General features: G+C 45.9%; 14 protein-coding genes. 3 read left to right on the forward strand and 11 right to left on the reverse strand.

Annotated elements, in window-relative coordinates; translation table 11 throughout:
- The first annotated feature begins 23 nt into the window (after window positions 1-23).
- The 3 genes from accD (at window position 24) to SIO70_RS21835 (ending at window position 2589) form a co-directional block, all read left to right on the forward strand.
- Window positions 24-872, forward strand: coding sequence for an acetyl-CoA carboxylase, carboxyltransferase subunit beta (gene accD, locus SIO70_RS21825; protein ID WP_320574286.1), 849 nt, complete (start codon window positions 24-26; stop codon window positions 870-872).
- Window positions 873-950: 78 nt separating this feature from the next.
- A complete protein-coding gene (smpB, locus tag SIO70_RS21830; protein ID WP_320574288.1) occupies window positions 951-1388 on the forward strand; it encodes an SsrA-binding protein SmpB in 438 nt (145 codons plus the stop codon).
- A gap of 34 nt (window positions 1389-1422) precedes the next feature.
- Entirely contained in the window at window positions 1423-2589 is a 1167-nt protein-coding gene (locus SIO70_RS21835; protein ID WP_320574290.1) for a hypothetical protein, read from the forward strand.
- Window positions 2590-2799: 210 nt separating this feature from the next.
- On the opposite strand, the gene rnhA is transcribed toward SIO70_RS21835, so the two are convergent.
- From rnhA to SIO70_RS21890, 11 genes are all read right to left on the reverse strand, one after another.
- Window positions 2800-3258 (reverse strand): ribonuclease HI, encoded by a 459-nt coding sequence (gene rnhA, locus SIO70_RS21840; RefSeq protein WP_320574292.1) that lies wholly within the window; start codon window positions 3256-3258, stop codon window positions 2800-2802.
- Between the two features lie 116 nt (window positions 3259-3374).
- A complete protein-coding gene (locus tag SIO70_RS21845) occupies window positions 3375-5012 on the reverse strand; it encodes an acyl-CoA carboxylase subunit beta (RefSeq protein WP_320574294.1) in 1638 nt (545 codons plus the stop codon).
- 104 nt (window positions 5013-5116) lie between these two features.
- A complete protein-coding gene (locus SIO70_RS21850; RefSeq protein WP_320574295.1) occupies window positions 5117-5908 on the reverse strand; it encodes a C40 family peptidase in 792 nt (263 codons plus the stop codon).
- 16 nt (window positions 5909-5924) lie between these two features.
- Window positions 5925-7046: a CapA family protein gene (locus SIO70_RS21855; RefSeq protein WP_320574297.1), complete on the reverse strand. Its 1122-nt coding sequence runs from the start codon at window positions 7044-7046 to the stop codon at window positions 5925-5927.
- A gap of 178 nt (window positions 7047-7224) precedes the next feature.
- A complete protein-coding gene (locus tag SIO70_RS21860; protein WP_320574299.1) occupies window positions 7225-9072 on the reverse strand; it encodes a glycoside hydrolase family 76 protein in 1848 nt (615 codons plus the stop codon).
- Between the two features lie 144 nt (window positions 9073-9216).
- Window positions 9217-10149: a bifunctional helix-turn-helix transcriptional regulator/GNAT family N-acetyltransferase gene (locus SIO70_RS21865; RefSeq protein WP_320574301.1), complete on the reverse strand. Its 933-nt coding sequence runs from the start codon at window positions 10147-10149 to the stop codon at window positions 9217-9219.
- Between the two features lie 115 nt (window positions 10150-10264).
- Entirely contained in the window at window positions 10265-10735 is a 471-nt protein-coding gene (locus SIO70_RS21870; RefSeq protein ID WP_320574303.1) for a cytochrome c, read from the reverse strand.
- Window position 10736: 1 nt separating this feature from the next.
- On the reverse strand, window positions 10737-12014 hold the full coding sequence (locus SIO70_RS21875) for a PQQ-dependent sugar dehydrogenase (RefSeq protein ID WP_320574305.1): 1278 nt from the start codon (window positions 12012-12014) through the stop codon (window positions 10737-10739).
- Window positions 12015-12134: 120 nt separating this feature from the next.
- Complete coding sequence (locus tag SIO70_RS21880) at window positions 12135-13952, reverse strand: RagB/SusD family nutrient uptake outer membrane protein (RefSeq protein WP_320574307.1); 1818 nt, start codon at window positions 13950-13952, stop codon at window positions 12135-12137.
- Window positions 13953-13964: 12 nt separating this feature from the next.
- On the reverse strand, window positions 13965-17150 hold the full coding sequence (locus SIO70_RS21885; protein ID WP_320574309.1) for a TonB-dependent receptor: 3186 nt from the start codon (window positions 17148-17150) through the stop codon (window positions 13965-13967).
- Between the two features lie 294 nt (window positions 17151-17444).
- Complete coding sequence (locus SIO70_RS21890) at window positions 17445-17963, reverse strand: carbohydrate-binding protein (protein ID WP_320574311.1); 519 nt, start codon at window positions 17961-17963, stop codon at window positions 17445-17447.
- Window positions 17964-17975: the final 12 nt, after the last annotated feature.

A 17975-nucleotide genomic window follows, 5' to 3' on the forward strand; every position in this document is an offset into this window, starting at 1 on the left:
ATTTTGTAACCTAATAGTTCAATATGTCAAGCTGGTTTAAGCGAATTAAACAAGGCATTCAAACGTCTACAAGTGAGAAGAAAGAAGCGCCGGATGGTTTGTGGCACAAATGCCCTAGCTGCAAAAAAACAGTTACGGTCAAAGACCTGAAGGACCACTTTTACGTGTGCGATAAGTGTAATTATCATAATCGCATTGATTCTGCTGAATATTTCGAGATCTTATTCGATAACAATCAGTTCGAAGAGCTGTTTCCTAATATTTATCCAAAGGACTTTTTGGGCTTCAAGGACTTAAAGCCGTATGGTGCAAGGTTGGTAGATGCTCAGAAGAAATCCGGCCTGAAAGACGCGATGCGTGTAGGTGTGGGTAAAGTATTTGGAAACGACCTGGTGGTTTCCTGCATGGACTTTGCTTTTATTGGCGGTTCTATGGGTTCAGTGGTAGGTGAGAAAATCGCCCGTTCCATTGATTATTGTATTGCACACAAAATGCCATTGATGATCATCTCCAAATCTGGTGGTGCCCGTATGATGGAAAGTGCTTTTTCCCTGATGCAAATGGCAAAAACTTCTGCCAAGCTGACGCAGTTGGCAGATGCGAAGCTGCCTTTCATCTCGCTGGCAACAGATCCGACCACGGGTGGTGTAACGGCTTCATTCGCAATGCTGGGTGACCTGAACATTGCAGAGCCTAAGGCCCTGATCGGTTTTGCTGGTCCACGTATCATTAAGGAAACGATCAAGAAAGACTTGCCTGAGGGCTTCCAGAGTGCTGAGTTCCTGCTGGAGCATGGCTTTTTGGACCTGATCATTGACCGTAAAGAAATGAAGGCCAAACTGGCACAGTTGCTCGAATTGTTTAAAAATTAATTTTTCAAAATAACTGCGGATTACAGCTGGTGTGAATTCATGCCATTGTAATCCGCAATTTGTAAATCCCAATTTAAAGTGGCAGAACTGAGGAACAGATCGGCATTTTATGAGTACGCAATAGAGGATAAATTTATTGCAGGGATGGTATTGACAGGTACTGAGATTAAATCTATCCGACAGAGCCGGGTTAGTTTTAATGACTCATTCTGCTATTTTTCTAAAGGAGAATTGTTTGTTAGAAGCCTGCATATCACCGAATATTCGCATGGCGCCTACGCGAATCATGACCCATTACGCGAGCGTAAGTTGCTGTTGACAAAACGGGAACTGCGCAAGATGGAAGGGAAGATTAAGGAGAAAGGGTTTACCATCGTTCCATTACGTATTTTTTTGAGTGAGAAGGGGTTGGCGAAGATGGAGATAGGGCTTGGCAGAGGAAAGAAACTGCATGATAAGCGTGAGTCAATTAAGGAGAGAGATACGCAGAGAGAGATTAAGCGGTATCTGAAGTAAGATCTTTTTATACACTGGGGACTATACCTATATCATGATAAACAAACCTAACTGTCGCTGGTGGCTGATAGCACCACTTATTTTTGCATTGTCCTGCAAATCAGGAGAGAAATTGTACAATAAGGGTCGTTATGACGAAGCCGTTATTGCATTTGTAAAGAAACTCCGCAAAACTCCCACACACCAGTCGTCACTGACTTTATTGCCACAGGCATATGCGCAATCAGTACAGTTGCATGAAAAAAATGCATCGGCTGCATTGGGCACCACTGCAAATTTAAAATTTGAAGCAGCATTGAGGGAGTACCAGGTACTGCAAAACCTCTATAATAATATTGAAGCGTGTCCGGCATGCCTCACGGTGGTGACACCAAAGGATTACCGGAATGCGATATCAGCATCCCGGGATACGGCAGCAGCTACGAGATATGATCGTGGGATGGCCTTATTGAGGAATGGAGATCGATTTAGCGCACGGAAAGCATATAGTAATTTCCAGGCGGCTTTGTCGCTGGTGCCGGATTATAAGAATGCGAAGGAGATGATGGATCAGGCGTACCAGATGGGACTGGCTTTTGTGGAAGTACGCGATGTGGCATTGATATCACAGTATGACCAGAGAGCCCTGGAGCCGGGGGCAGCGATCTTCAGAGATAATGTGTTGAATAACCTGCGGGCGAAGAACAATAATAGTTTTGTGCAGATATTGCCGGAAAGTGAAGTAGTGAAAAATAAGATCCATGCAGATTATGTGGTGGATATCAGGGTAGAAGATTTCCTGGTGAGTAAGCCGAATATACAGAAGAATTACAGGGAGCTGGTTAAGACAGTGGAGATTATAGAGCCTGCGGATACAACTAAGCGGCCGAGACAAGCGGATAAGGTGAGGAAGGAGACATATAAAGGGGTGTTGTATTTTACTACGGTGAGTGTGGTGACTGGGGGGAATATTGTGTGTTATCTCATAGATGGGGCGAATGATGATGATATGGAGAAGATTGTGTTGCCTGCGGATGCGGGATGGAGTAATTCGTTTTGTTATTTTAAGGGAGATGAAAGGGTGTTGACACCGGAGGATAGGAAGTTGATTGGCGGGCAGGATTTGCCTTCACCTACGGTGGGGGAATTGTTTCAGGCGGCAGTGGGGAAGTCTTATGGGGAGATAACGAATATTGTGATGAAGCATTATGCGGGTTTTTAAAGTGATGAACAGATGAATGTAATGAATGATTTAATGCATTCTATTAGTTTAGGCATTTACTGGCATTATGTATTAAATCATATTCAATAAAAAGAGGGTCGCTGGTAGCGACCCTCTTTTTATTGAATGTTATACCAGGTTTTTATTGAATGTTATACCAGGTTTTATTGAATGTTATACCAGAACTTTCATGAATGTTCGAAATGCCATTTAATTTCCCGCTTCAAAACCCTGATCTATCAACCATTGTCCACTATCAGCAGCGGCAGTAGCCAATTCATCACAGCGGTTATTGAGTGGGTTGGTAGCGTGCCCTTTTACCCAGGTAAATTTCACCTGCTGTCTTTTGTAAGCAGGAATGAACCGCTGCCACAGGTCTTTATTCTTTTTGTCTTTGAAGCCGATCTTTACCCAGTTCCAGAGCCAACCTTTTTCAATAGAATTGACTACGTATTCACTGTCGGTGAAGATGCGGACTGGCAAGCCGTCCTTTTTGAGCGATTCGAGCGCGACGATTACCGCGAGGAGTTCCATGCGGTTGTTGGTGGTTTTACGATATCCCTGGGAGAGTTCTTTGCGAACTGAGTTCCACATGAGGATGACGCCGTAGCCACCTGGGCCTGGATTGCCGCGGGATGAACCGTCTGTGTAGATTATTACTTCGGACATAGCGGGCAAAGATAGGGAATTTGGTTTGGGCCTGCCACAGCAAGAAAGAAAGATCTTGTTTTTTCTTAGCGTAGCGGAAGATTGTGATCAACGTACAGCATGATAGGAAGGTCTTTCTACACCTGAAAAACGCCCAAACTAAAATTATTCTCCACCGGCGCCTGGTTCGCGGCCTTTATACTCTCAGAAATTATTCTTCGTGTATCCAACGGGTCTATTATTTCATCTACCCATAACCTGGCCGCCGCATAGTAAGGCGTGGTCTGACTATTATACTTCGCTGTGATTTCAGACAGCAATTTATTTTCATCCTCAGGCGTAATCTCCTCCCCTTTTGCTTTGAGCGAAGCCACCTGGATCTGCAACAATGTCTTTGCCGCCTGCTCCCCTCCCATTACCGCAATTTTTGCATTGGGCCATGCATAGATAAAACGTGGATCATATGCCTTCCCACACATCGCGTAGTTGCCGGCACCATAAGAGTTACCCACGATTACTGTAATTTTTGGAACGATAGAATTCGCCACTGCATTCACCAGCTTTGCACCATCCTTAATGATACCCGCATGTTCACTACGGCTACCCACCATAAACCCGGTTACATCCTGTAAAAACACCAGCGGTATTTTCTTCTGATTACAATTCATGATAAAACGGGCAGCCTTATCCGCACTATCATTGTAGATCACACCCCCCATCTGCATTTCACCTTTCCTGCTTTTTACGATCTTCCGCTGATTCGCTACTATACCCACTGCCCAACCATCTATACGGGCATAGCCACACAGAATGCTTTTACCATAATCTTCTTTGTATTGATCAAATTCTGAATTATCTACTATTCGTGAAATTACGTCCACCATATCATAAGGACGGGTACTATCTTCAGGAATAAGGCTATATAATTCCGAAGGATCTTTTGCCGGAGCAACTGCTTCGATCCTGTCGAAACCCGCATTGGCCGGGTGCCCCAGCTTGTTGACTATTTTCTTTATATGGTCCAGACATTCCTCATCTGATTTGAATTTATAATCAGCAATACCAGAAATCTCTGTATGTGTTACGGCGCCACCCAGGGTCTCGGCATCGATGGTTTCACCAATAGCTGCTTTTACTAAATATGGCCCTGCGAGAAAGATAGAACCATTGCCTTCTACCATCAGCACTTCATCACTCATGATAGGCAGATACGCACCTCCTGCCACACAACTACCCATCACCGCCGCTATCTGGGTAATACCCATGGCACTCATACGCGCATTATTGCGAAATATACGGCCAAAATGCTCCTTATCCGGGAAGATCTCATCCTGCATGGGCAGGTATACTCCCGCACTATCTACCAGGTAAATAATGGGCAAATGATTCTCCATCGCGATCTCCTGCAGGCGAAGATTTTTCTTCCCCGTCATAGGGAACCAGGCCCCCGCTTTCACGGTCATATCATTGGCCACGATCATACACTGCCGCCCGGCAATGTAGCCGATACCACCGACAGTGCCTGCCGCCGGACACCCACCATGTTCTTCATACATTCCATAGGCAGCAAAAGCCCCTATTTCTGTAAAGGTCGTGTCCTTGTCACAGAGATATGCGATACGTTCACGGGGAGTCAATTTGCCGCGCTGGCGGACTTTTTCGAGGTTCTTTTTACCTCCGCCCTGTTCTACAATGGCGAGGCGTTGTTTCAGGGTACTGAGCGATCTGCGCATGGCATCTTCATTCCTGTTCTTATCCAGTTGCTGTTCTTCCATAACGATTGTTTTGTGTTCGGGGATGATTCTTCTTAAAAATAAGGGATTGGGGCCAAATAAAAACGCTTCTGCAGGACAGAAGCGTTTTTATTTCTATAATTTCTTTATTTTTTGCTCTCATTCATTGGCAGTGGCTCCTGACAGGAATCTACCGGCATTGGCGAGAATATACGTTTTGCAGCGACTAATCTCTTTTTGTAATAAGTACTGTTCGTGATGTCAACGATATTCACCCCCTGGTTGGATGAGTGAATCATCATCACCTTACCACCTTCCACCTTATAGACCATTCCTACGTGACCTACTTTCTTTCCTTTTACATTCTTCCTTCCTGTAAAGAACAACAGATCACCAGGACTGAAATTTTCCGGACTCACCACCTGCCCTAATACGGAAATACTCGCCGCCGTTCTTGGGATGGTCATACCGATGGCATTAAAACCATAGTTGATCAACCCGCTACAATCAAACCCGATGGGACCAATTGCACCACGAACATAAGGTTTGCCCAGTTCCGATACAAGGGTAAGCAGCATATTGCGCACTTCCTCCTGTTTAATACTGGCCAGATCTGCACTGTCAGGTACATACACCTGGTGCACCGGCTCGTCTGGTAAATCAGGATTGACACCCGAAGCAGGTCTTACCGCCATAGCATGTTTCCCCCCCTTTACAGTGTGATGAGCAATCCCTTTCTTTCCGGGTTTGGTATGTGGCAGATGAACCGTTTTTCCAGAATGGGAATTATTCGCATGCGCTGTGGTTTTAGCATGCGTGGAATGTACCACGTGCGTTTGCTTTTTCGCAGGCGTGGCTTTGGTTTTCTTTTTCTGCTGTGCTGCAGCAGTCGTTATGGTCGCCCCCAGGGGCAGTAGCAGTAGTATTAGCCTCTTCACAATTACATGTTTTGCATCACAGTGTCCCTACATTCACATCTGTATATCCAAAATCCTTCTCAGACAATGAACGGATCAATTTGAAAGCTTTCATAGCCGAGTCCGGTTTTGGGATACCTTCTCCTTCTTGCTTGAAAGAGAAGATTTTATTGTCCAGCATTCTCCCCTCTTTTGTGATTGTTACCTGCAACAAAGGTGCAATATTTAGCGGATATTTTAAATTGAATTGGTGATAAGTTGAAAAATTACCTAAACTATAAGCGATTAATTTTTCCTTATATATCTCCATTCCCCGCACTACATGGGGACCTGAGCCGATTACCATATCCGCCCCGGCGTCTACACAAAGACGTGCAAAATGACGGACATTTCCCCTGTTTTGCCCAAAAAAGACCTCTTTTGTTTTCGGGGTGGTCATTTTTGAGGCCCCTTCTGCACCCCCGTGGAAGAATACGACTACGATGTCAAAACGGGGCTTTAGTTCGGCTATCATGGCAGTCACCAACGAATCGTCATTGAGATCCAGGCAGTTACTGTGTGGGGCAAAGGATACGAACCCGATGCGGGTATTCCTGACCGTGATGCTGTCTGTAGGGTGCTGCGGGGTACCACTGGTGCGGATATTATTCTCCTGCAACCAGGCGAGGGTGTTAGTGACCCCTGTGAGACCGAAATCAAAACTGTGATTGTTAGCCAGGTTGAGGTATTCGAAACCGGCGTCTTTGTACCACTGGGCAAATTTCGTGGGCGTACGGAAAGCGAAGCACTGGTTAGTGCCACAGCTTTTGAACACAGGGGCCGAGTCGGATACACAGCTTTCCAGGTTTCCAATGCGGAGATCGGTTTGTGATAACACGGGCAGCGCCTCCTGCAGGATGGTTCCACTATCATATTTTGGAAGATAATAGGTGGAGGGATAGCTGGAACCGATCATGAGATCTCCTACTATCGAGAAACTGACAGTATCGGCAATGCCAGGTCCATGTAACCTTGTAACGGGTACTGTCGCTTTGAGCAACACAGGTTTTCGGGGGGTGGATGTATTGGTATCCAGACCTCCGAGTAGTAATTGGGCTAACACAATCAGTAAAATGCCATTGAATGAAAATAGCAGTTTACCGCTTTTTGAACGATTCAAATTCAACATATATTGATGGGGAATGATTCACTATTGTCCGCCTACGATACAAACTGCACAGTATGTAAAGGTATAATAAATTATGAGAAAATACCCTGTGATTGCGAAGCAGTCACAGGGTATTTTCAGGGGCTGGTGGCCAGTGGCCAGCCTGAGGGGAGAATACCCGCTGGCTGGCTTATTTTATGAATTTACGTACATATTGTTGATTCCCATGTAGTAACACGAGTGTATATACGCCGGATGGTAAACGGGATACATCTATCTTACCTGTTGAGGTATAGGTAGTTAATACAACTCTACCGGAAATATCTACTACACGCACAATTTCTTTAGAGAAATCAAATCCGGCTTTTACTGTCAACACATCTTTTACCGGGTTAGGATAAATAGTAAATGAAGGATCGTTCGCTACGCGGGAAGAAGATGATACGAGTGATGCCGGTGATGAGGCAGCAATCACCGCAGCCGTTGCCGTAATCTTAATAGATGATGTTGAATCATTAAAATTATCATCTACCAGACAGGCATCATCCGCCGTCTTTACGATTGTTCTTCCGCCGAAATTATCATTCAGATAAAGTGTTACCTGGTACCCGCTCGTCACTTTCAATGAAGAGACATCATCATTCAGAATACCTCTTGCCTGTAACTGTGACAAGGTATATGTACCCGCTGTCAGGCTCACGAACGCACCTGCATAATTACAATCCTTATAGAAAGTAGCTACGCCTACGGGATGGACAATCAGAGATGAAGCACTATCATTCCATGCAGTACCGATCCACGTACTCAATCCTGTAATTGTGAGATTTTCTCCTGAGAAATTATCATTCTTATACAGCGTTACCTGGTACCCTGCAGGGATGGCATAACTGGTGATATCATTATTACTGATACCTTTTGCCATTAACGCAGCCGTATTGTAAGCGCCTAATGGTAAAGGCCATGCATAACCGCCATAAGTGATATCTTTGTAGAAGAATGCCTGGTCTAAATTGGCCGCTGCTTCTTCCAGCATTACACCACTCAGTTGTGTGGAATAATCTGTAGAGGATGAAGGGGGCACTGACCAGTTAGGGCTTACGAGGTTGTTAGAAGTATTGATGCCCTGTGTACGGAGTACTTCTGCATTATACTGGATAGCGGCATTGTACTTTGCTCTTACAGCATCTGTCAGAACCCCTTCCCTGGCTAAGATAGAGAGATAGCGAATAAAGATACCTTTGAACAAACCTCCATCTCCTCCCCCTGTTTCATCTGCAAAAAACATCCCGTTTGGACGACGGCTATTGTAAGCATATTCAGCCGTCTTGATCGCATCATTCAGGTAAGTGACATCATTCGTTGCCTTGTACAATTCCCAGGCGGCGCCGATGTACGTACCTACATTGTAAGAGAAGACCCAGTCCTTCTGCGTCACCCCTGTGTTCAGGTTGATGTTGTCCCACACTGCACCGGTAGTGGCATCTACGAGGTTAGCTTTTACAAAGGTGTAGATATCCTTTGCCCTTTGCAGGTCAGCTGCATTGCCGGTGTAGCGATAGATGCGTGCACCCAGGATCACCGCAGGTGTATTGGCACAGGTGTTTTTACACCCGGAGCAATTCTTGTTCCAGTCGATCGCACCATTGGAATACCCCGTGTTGATGTCCGTCCAGAGCAGGGAAGCTACGCTGTAGTAATCAGCATCGGCAGTTGATTTGTACGCATTCAATGCGGCTAATCCCATCCACTCCATATCATCATAGAATGTGTTGATATAGGTGTTGCCGTTAAATGATTTGGTACCCAGCAGGAGGTTCTTCATACGGGTCTTGTACGTGTCGGAGCGGGTACGTAAATAACCGTCGTTGAGGGCGTCTACACCATGCGCACACCACCAGTAATTATTCGTGGGAACGCCAAATGTGTTGTACATACTTGTCTGTAAAGTTTCTGCTACAGGACCATAGGTAGCAAGCTGGCCGAAGGTGCACAGCTGTATGAATAACAGCAGGACACTGAGTGTAAAAATGGGTTTCATTTTCGTGGGTTTATTTTGAGAGATATAAAAACCAGTAACGTGGATTGTTAAGGTAGTAAAAAAAAATAGCTTATGCCGCTAGGCATAAGCTATTTTTTTTCAAAAGGATCATTTTGGCTTGTGGCTGTGTAATCCTTGTTTATTTTAAACGAGATCCATGTCGTAACGCTCTTCGTTCATGTGCTTTCCGTACAAGCCAACCGGTTTTTCGCCTGTCTTGCGGAAGCCAGTTTTTCTGAACATGTTATTAGCCGTTTCGGCCAGGTTGGTTGAAAAAAGGTAAATTTTATGATACCCTTTCTCCCTGCAATTGATAATGGCATCTGCCAGTAACTTGCGGCCCAGCCCCATCCCCCTGAAATCAGGATGTACCAGGAACCATTTGAGCTGTGCGGCATAGCGGGAATGCCAAACGACGGCGATTGAAGCCACGATCTGGTTACCATGTAGTGCGAGGTACACCTGGTCCTTGGAAGGATTGTACGCTTCCAGGAACTCGGCGAAGTTCTTACATACGCTGGTATCGAATTCCAGGTTATATCCCAGTTCTTTGGCATACAGGGTGCCGTGCATATACATGAGGTAACCCGGGTCTCCGGGGAGCAACTGGTATCTCCATGTAATATCGTCGGCGGTGATCCGGCTTTCTTCGGACAGGATGTGGCGGATGGTCTTCATGGCGGCAGCCAGCGCTAACTGTTGCTCGTCAGGAATTGGGTCCAGCAACTGACGGATCTGTTCACCCGCTGTCTCCTCCATCATCTCCAGCAGTTTTCGTCCTTTGGCAGTGATCTGCAGGAACCAGGTACGGCCATCCAGCGCAGATTTCTTGCGGGAAAGCAGTTGTTCGCTTTCAAAAGCTTTGAGCATACGGCTTAGGTAGCCGCCGTCTATTCCAAGATTATCCACTAGTTTGCCAGCGGTGCATTGGTCTTCAGCTGTTAAGGTGTGGAGTACCCTTAAGGCCGTCAAGGTAAGGTTGTTTTCTGATACGTGTCGGTTCAAGGTTTCCGACAAACTGGTATAGTATCTGTTAAACTCACTGATCTCCTGTACCACTTCAAGATTCGATGACATGTCCCATTGAATTTGTACAAAAATATAAATCAGTTTTATAATATGCAAATATGTTGAAAATGAAGGGCGAGGGAATAATAAAAAAGGCCGGCCACATTTCAGCTGGCCTTATTTATTACTTAATTTTTGCCCTAACGGCTTTGACCTCTGCGGGTTTTATGGCGCTGGCCTTATTCCCGAAACTGTTTCGTACAAAGGTGAGCACATCGGCTATTTCCTCGTCCTTGAGTTGTGCCTGTGGCGGCATAGGATTGGAGTAATACTCCCCTTCTATTTCCACATCGTCATTCAGCCCATTCAGGACGATGGTGATCAATTTTGTTTTATCGCCCAGTACGAAACTTGTCCTGATCAGGGGCGGGTTCATGCGGGGTACCCCGCTGCCGTCTGCCTGGTGACAGGCTAAACATATATTCTGGTACAGCACTTTTCCGCGGGCTATCGAACCGGTGTTGACAGCAGTACTGCCGGTGGCTTTGCCTGTTGTATTACCCCCAGCCTTACCAGCCGTCTTGCTTTTAGTCTGTGCCATACCAACACCAGCAACACTCATTAGCAGCATGGCTGCCATTATCCATCTTATCATACTACTTTTTATATATAATCCGGTACACGGTTCCTTTCACATCGTCAGATACGTACAGGGAGCCATCAGGGCCCTGTGCCAGTCCGCATGGACGGTGTTGCGCCTGACCTGGGGATTTGATTTCACCAGGACCAGCAAATCCTTCTGCAAAGATTTCCCAATCGCCGGCAGGCTTGCCATCTTTGAATGGCTGGAATACTACGAAATAACCTTTCTGAGGTTCAGGGGCACGGTTCCAGGAGCCATGGAAGGCGATGAAGGCACCGTTGCGATACTTTTCAGGGAACATGGTGCCTGTGTAGAAAAGCATATCATTCGGCGCCATGTGACCCGGATAGGCAGCAGCGGGATCCAGAATATGGTCTCCACCTGTTTTTTTGCCATCGCCACCGTATTCAGGTGCAAGGATCTTTTTGTGCTGGAACTGGTCGTAGTAGATATATGGCCAACCGCAGTCAGCACCTTTGTGTAGCGCATACATACACTCAGCAGGGAGTTCGGCAGATTTCTTTTCGTCGTACAGGTCAGGGAAAAGGTCATGCAGCTGGTCACGGCCATGCTGCATTACAAACAGCTGGTTCAGCTGCGTGTTCCAGTCAAGGCCCACCACGTTGCGCAGACCGGTAGCATAGCGAACGCCATCGCCGTAGGTCTGGTTCAGTTTGTCAGCTTTGAACTGCCAGATACCACCGGCAGAATCCAGGATGGGACAAGGTTGCATACCGAGTGAACCCTTGGTACGGTCTTTTATCTGGCAGGAGTTGGAGTAAGCACCGATGTTCACGTACAGGTTGCCATCGTTGTCCAGCTTGAATGCTTTTGCTTCGTGCTGGTGACGGTTGATAAGGCCTGTAACGATGACTTCCGCTTTGGAGGTATCTATCACCTGGTGTTTGTTACCCAGTTTGAAACGGTACACATCCGTGTTGGAAGAGGCATATAAGTAGTTGCCTTTTACTTCGATACCAGTGCCGTCGTATTTGAAGAAGCCGGTTTTGTTATCAATTTTACCATCGCCGTTGGTGTCTTGCAGATACCAGATAGTATTTCCTTTATTGCGGGTACCTTCTACTTTTACATAGAGGTCGCCTTCGGGAGTGACGGTCAGGTGGCGAGCGTGGCCGAGGCCTTCAGCTGCTACCAGGGCGCCGAAACCGGAAGGGAGTTTCAGACCTGCATTGTCTGCATCAGGGGTTACGGTAGTACCAGGCACACCGGGGCCGAAGCTGGTGAGGAGGCTGGTAAGTGCTACAGTAGCCAGTGTGAATGCTTTGTTCATTTGGGTTGCGTGGTTTTGAGTTTTTTTAAAGCCGGGATGAAATTACAAAATACCCCCGCTCCTGCGGAGCGAGGGTAGCTATTTTTTAAATGAGTGGTAATTTATGAGGTTAATTGGCCATTAAAAACCCGGGTTCTGTACCAATTTGCTATTTCTATTGATCTCATCCCTTTGTATCGGCATAAAATACATCTTATCCAGCCACAACCTGTTCTCATTTACCATTGTAACCGGGGTATAGGTATAATCATAATTAGTCGGATCATACTTATACAAAGTCACCTGGCTCCCCGCCTTAAGTTTTCCCTGTACATTGATCCCTCTCAGCGCCCGACCGATAGTAGCCGGTGCAATCATCCAACGCCTTACATCAAAAAAACGTTGTTCTTCAAACGCCATTTCTATTTCACGTTCATGCTGGTAATCTGCTTTCAGCACCGCACCAGAAGAGGTGATATCAGGCATGGCTGCTCTTTTCCTGATCATGTTCAGGTAAGTACGCGCCTCTCCTTCCTGTCCTAATTCCATCAGAGCTTCTGCATAGTTGAGAATGATCTCTGTATACCTGAAAAATGGCCAGGGCACTTCCTGTCTGAAATATTGTGCATCTATGGCAGGGTCGATGAATTTCTTTAAATAATACCCGGTGAAACTACCATTCCAGTCTTCTACCGGACCCTGGCGGGTATCCAGGCCTGGATTAGCAATAGCCTTCGATCCATCCCATACCTCATAGGTACCGGTCTGCACCTGATTGGCCGGATCCATATCCGCCACATCTGTAGGGCGCTGGCGCCAGTTAGCACCATCATACAAAATAGATGCATAAAAACGGGGATCACGATTCACGTATGGGTTTGCCTTATGTGTCGCATTGTTCCAGTCAAAAGAGCTACCATCACTCATTTCGTAATCATCAATCAATAACTGAGTAGGTGTATTTCCTGACCAGTTATGATAGCCATTTAATCCATTGTATAAACCAATCTGTCCACCAGCTTCTGACTTGGCATTCACAAAATAACGGGAGAAGATACTTTCTGTATTATCCTTCAGGAACATGGCCTGATAGTTAGTAGTGGCTTCCTCTGCAGAAGCAGGATCAGGAGAAGCTAAGGAATATGTACCTAGATCCATTACAGCCTTTGCAGCATCCAGTGCTTTCTGCCAGCGGCTGTTACGATCACCGGATGTATAACCTAATAACTCAGGTTGAGCAGCAGCTGCAATGGTAGCGGACTTACTTTTCGCTGTCGGTATATCATGCAGATCACTCGCTGCATACAATAAGATACGGGATTTGAGTGCCAGCGCCGCACCTTCCGTAGCACGACCTTTTACCGACACTGTTTCAGTACCATGCAGATAATATGCAGCGGAGTCACAATCTTTCACGATGTGATCCACACATTCTTCAAATGTATTTCTGGCTATACTATAGTCGGCATCTGCTAAACTATACACCTGATCGACCAAAGGTACGCCTCCAAAACTCCGCACCAGCTGCTGGTAGAACCATGCACGCAGGAAGAACACTTCTCCCCTCAAACGGGCTGCCTGCAATTGTTTATCAAAGTTCACCTTCGATATATTCGCAAAGAAATTATTGCACGCACGTATACGCAGATACATGGTTCCCCACTGGAATGCACCACGGGAATTTACATATTCTGCATCAGTAGGGCTAATGGTAGACTCGACCATATTCTTCATACCATAGTTATGCGTAAACATGGTTTCATCTGTAGCAGAAGACAACATTGTTTCGGGAAAACCACCATTTCCCAGGCCATTATAAATATCATTGACATACGCTTCTGCCAGCGCAGGATCAGTCCACACATCATCTGAAGTAGCCTCTCCCAAAGGTCTGGTATTCAGGAAGTCAGTATTACAGGCAGCTGTTGTCAGCAACAATAATAAGCATATATATTTCATACAAGGATTGTATTAAAGCGTTAATGTAAAACCGGCATTGATCACTCTGGCCTGTGGATAATACTGGCCATTTCCATTCACGGATTCAGGATCCAGGATACCTAATTTATCCAGCGTAAACAGGTTCAGGCAATTCGCATAAATGCGCAGTCCATTTATGCCTGAACGTTTCTTTATTAAGTCAGATAAACTGTAACCGATTTCAAGATTTTTCAACCGGATATAATTAGTTTTTCTGAACCAGTAGGTATTACCGGTAGCCCAATAGGTATCGTTTCTGTCATTGACACGTGGATCAACAGAACTGGGGTGATCAGGACTCCAGCGATGGTCGTAATAATCTTTAGTGAAGTTGCCGATCTCACCAGATTCTGTGTTGATGGCCAGTGCACCACCGGTAGCGCCTTGTATCAACACGGCCATATCAAAGCCTTTGTATTGTAGACTAATGTTGACACCACCTGTAAATGTCGGCTGGGTGCTCTTATCATTCCTTACCTTGTCGTCGCCATCAATTTTACCATTGCCATCTATGTCTTTAAACTTCATATCGCCCGGTTTGAGGTTATTGGTCAGAGCGCTGTAATCGATTGTATTTTTGTTTATATCATCAAAATCTTTGAATACGCCATCATATTCATAGTAGAGCGCTGTGTTCATAGGACGGCCTGTAGACCTTTGCCAGCTGGGTGCGCCGGGTGCTTCATCCCAGAAGATGATCTTATTTTTTGAATAACCACCATTTACACTGACGTCGTACCTGAAATCAGGACCGATCTTGTCGGTATAACCAATGCGGAATTCAAATCCTTTGTTATCGACCTTACCAATGTTTTCCGCAGGTAGTGTCATGCCCGTGGTTTGTGGCACAGAAGCATTCCTTCTTACGAGGATACCGGTACGTTTATTCATGAATGCATCCAGTTCGAAGTAGAGTCGGCTGTTCAATAATGCACCATCTAAACCGATGTTGTAATTATTCGCTACTTCCCAGGTTATGAAGGGGTTAGGCATACGTGCTTCATAGAGTGATTTCACCACATTGCCACCGAGAATATAACTATTGAAACCATAAGAAGCGTAGTATTGATATTCCTGCAGCGTAAGCGTACCATCTCCATTATCATCAAAATAGATCTGGTCATTACCCAGTTTACCCCACGAAGCACGAAGTTTGAGGTAATTGATGAATTTCACATTGTTCTTCCAGAAATTCTCTTCTGAAATGCGCCACCCTGCCATGATACCGGGGAAGAAACCGAAACGGGAAGAAGCAGGGAACATATACGAACCATCATATCGCCATACAAATTCAGCGAGGTATTTTTCTTTGTAATTGTATGCAGCACGACCAAAATAATTTAAGCGTGCACGATCCCATGCACCTCCATAGTTATCTTTTTCGGCATCACCACCTGCACTTAGCTGGTCAATCAGGCTGGAAATAAAGTATTTGCGGGAAGCACCGAAATCGTCGAAGCTGACAGTTTCTTTTTCTATACCAAATACCAGGTTTACTGTATGATCTTTATTGAAAGTATGGTCATAAGTGAGCAAGCCTCTTAATAAGAGATTCGTCTGGTCTTCAGCACCCTGTGAAAGGCTGGCCTGGTCTGTCCCTCTTTTGCTTTTGATGAGCAGGGGTGTTTTACCATCGTCTTCATAAGTTTTCTTATCCCAGGTATACAGGTACCAGGGCGTCATCCAGTCTTTGGTCCGCTTCAGGTATTTATCGTAAGCGATGTTGCCGCTCAGCTTCAATCCTTCTACCCATGGAATGATGATGTCGAGTCGTGCATTGCTCTGTACATAGTAACGACGATCTTTGTCATAACCGGTTTGGTCGGTGGTGATCACAACAGGGTTGTTACCATATTCAATATCAGGACCGGGCAGACCATTTGGCCAGAAAGCAGGCTCTGTAGGCTTTCCACGCATGAGCATACGAAAAATGTCGCTGGCGCTACGTGTGGGGAAATGACGGTTTTCTTCCCTGCCCATCAGGTCTACAGCTACATTCATGTACTTATTGACCTTCGCATCGAGATTTACGCGGAGGCTGTACTGATTATAACCGGTAGCAGAGTTTTTGTAATAAGCGTCCTGTGACTGGTAGCCAAACGAGGTGAGGTACTTTACATTTTCAGAACCACCGGACATTTGCAGGCTGTGATTGGATTGTGGAGACCAGGTTTTGAAAGTAGACTTATACCAGTTGGTATTCGGGTATAACCAGGGGTCGGATCCATCCTTGTATTTCTGAATTTCATCCAGGCCAAAGGCTACATCCCAGGTCTTGCTGGTAGAAGGAGAAGTGTAAGTGCCATGCTGTTGGTATACACTCCATGCATTGTTCCATTCTGTAGCCGGAACATCCCTGTACAGACTGAGTTCATCACGCAACTGTGCATACTCAGGGGCATTGGACATATCGGGAATGTGGGTAGGCTGAGACCATCCCTGGTTGAATGAATAGGCCAGCTGGGGCTTGCCTGACTTCCCTCTTTTGGTTGTAACAAGGATGACACCATTTGCTGCGCGGGCGCCATAGATGGCAGCCGAGGCATCTTTTAAAACGGAGATACTTTCGATATCCACGGGGTTGATTCTTTCCAATCCACCTACACGGTTGGCCACACCATCGATCACAACGAGGGGATCATTATTGCCCAGGGTGTTGGAACCGCGAATGCGGAGAGTAGAACCATCATACCCTGGTTCACCGCTGTTCTGCATAGCAGTGACACCTGGCATGCGGCCGGAAATGGAATTGGATAAATTCGTAGCGGGCGACTTGATGAGGTCCGCACCTTTTACACTGGTGATAGCACCGGAAATGGCTTCTTTTTTCTGGACGCCGTAACCTACTACGACTACTTCACTCAGGCCTTTGGTATCAGCTTCGAGGGAGACATCGATAACCGGACCATTGACGGTGAGTGTCTGGGGCAGGTAGCCGATAGCGCTGACAGTGATCTTCGCCCCTTTGGCTACGGGCAGGGTAAAAGAGCCTTCGGGGTTTGTGGTAGTACCTTTTGAGGTGCCGTCTATTTTGATGGTGGCCCCGATGACAGGCGCATTGGTTTTGTCTACGACACGCCCTTTGAGAGGGAGATCTTGTGCCTGTATAACGCTACAATAAAAAAGCAGGGTCAGGGCATGGCAAAGCCAGCCCCGGAAGAGGAGCAAATTTTTCATACGCGAGATTTGATAGTTACAGAATACGAAGCCAGCAGTAACGGGTGTTACTGAAGATTTTGGTTTTCAACGAGTTTAATAAACGAAAATGGCCGTTTGGTTAAACGCTTTTATTTCGGATGATCATCACAACGTGGTTTTGTTTTTAATGAATGATGAAAATAAGGCGCCATGAATCTGGCTGATGAATCAGGTTTTAGCTACAATTACACAAATGAAAAGTCCGGGTTGTTAAACACAATCCTAAAATAGAAAAAATAATCAAGGAAGAATAATTTCTTTGACAATCACGGGTTAATAATCCGTCTCGAACGAGATAGCAGTAATACTGAACTGGCTTCCCCTCGCTACGAGGTAGAGGTCATGTACACCAAATGAGTATTTGGAATTGCCTGTCATTTTGAGGGCATATGTTGTGTCTCCGGTATATGGGATCTTCAGGGTACCTATACGACGACTTTTCTTTCCTTTAGGGCTGTTAATTCTAAATTCGAGTCTGGAACCTTTTGATTGTTTATTTTCACAAAAGACAGTCACTCTGACTGCTACTTCCCCCAGCCCGAGATTTACTTGTCCAAAACCAAGGTAGCTCCCTGATTTCATTTTAAATTCAGTTTCAAAGTTTCCTTTTCTTACTACTGGCGCAGGAGTAGTTGGAGGCGGAGGCGTGTTGCCCGGTCCACCACTTGCAGGAGGTGCCGTTGCTAAAGGCGTTGCTGCCGGTGGCGGTGAAGCAGCCGGAGGCGACGATTGTGATTGTCCCCTGACAATCAACTGCGCGATAATAAAAAATAGACATAGGATAGGCCTCATAGCTATATGGGT

It is taken from the genome of Chitinophaga sancti, from assembly GCF_034087045.1.
Taxonomy (GTDB): domain Bacteria; phylum Bacteroidota; class Bacteroidia; order Chitinophagales; family Chitinophagaceae; genus Chitinophaga; species Chitinophaga sancti_B.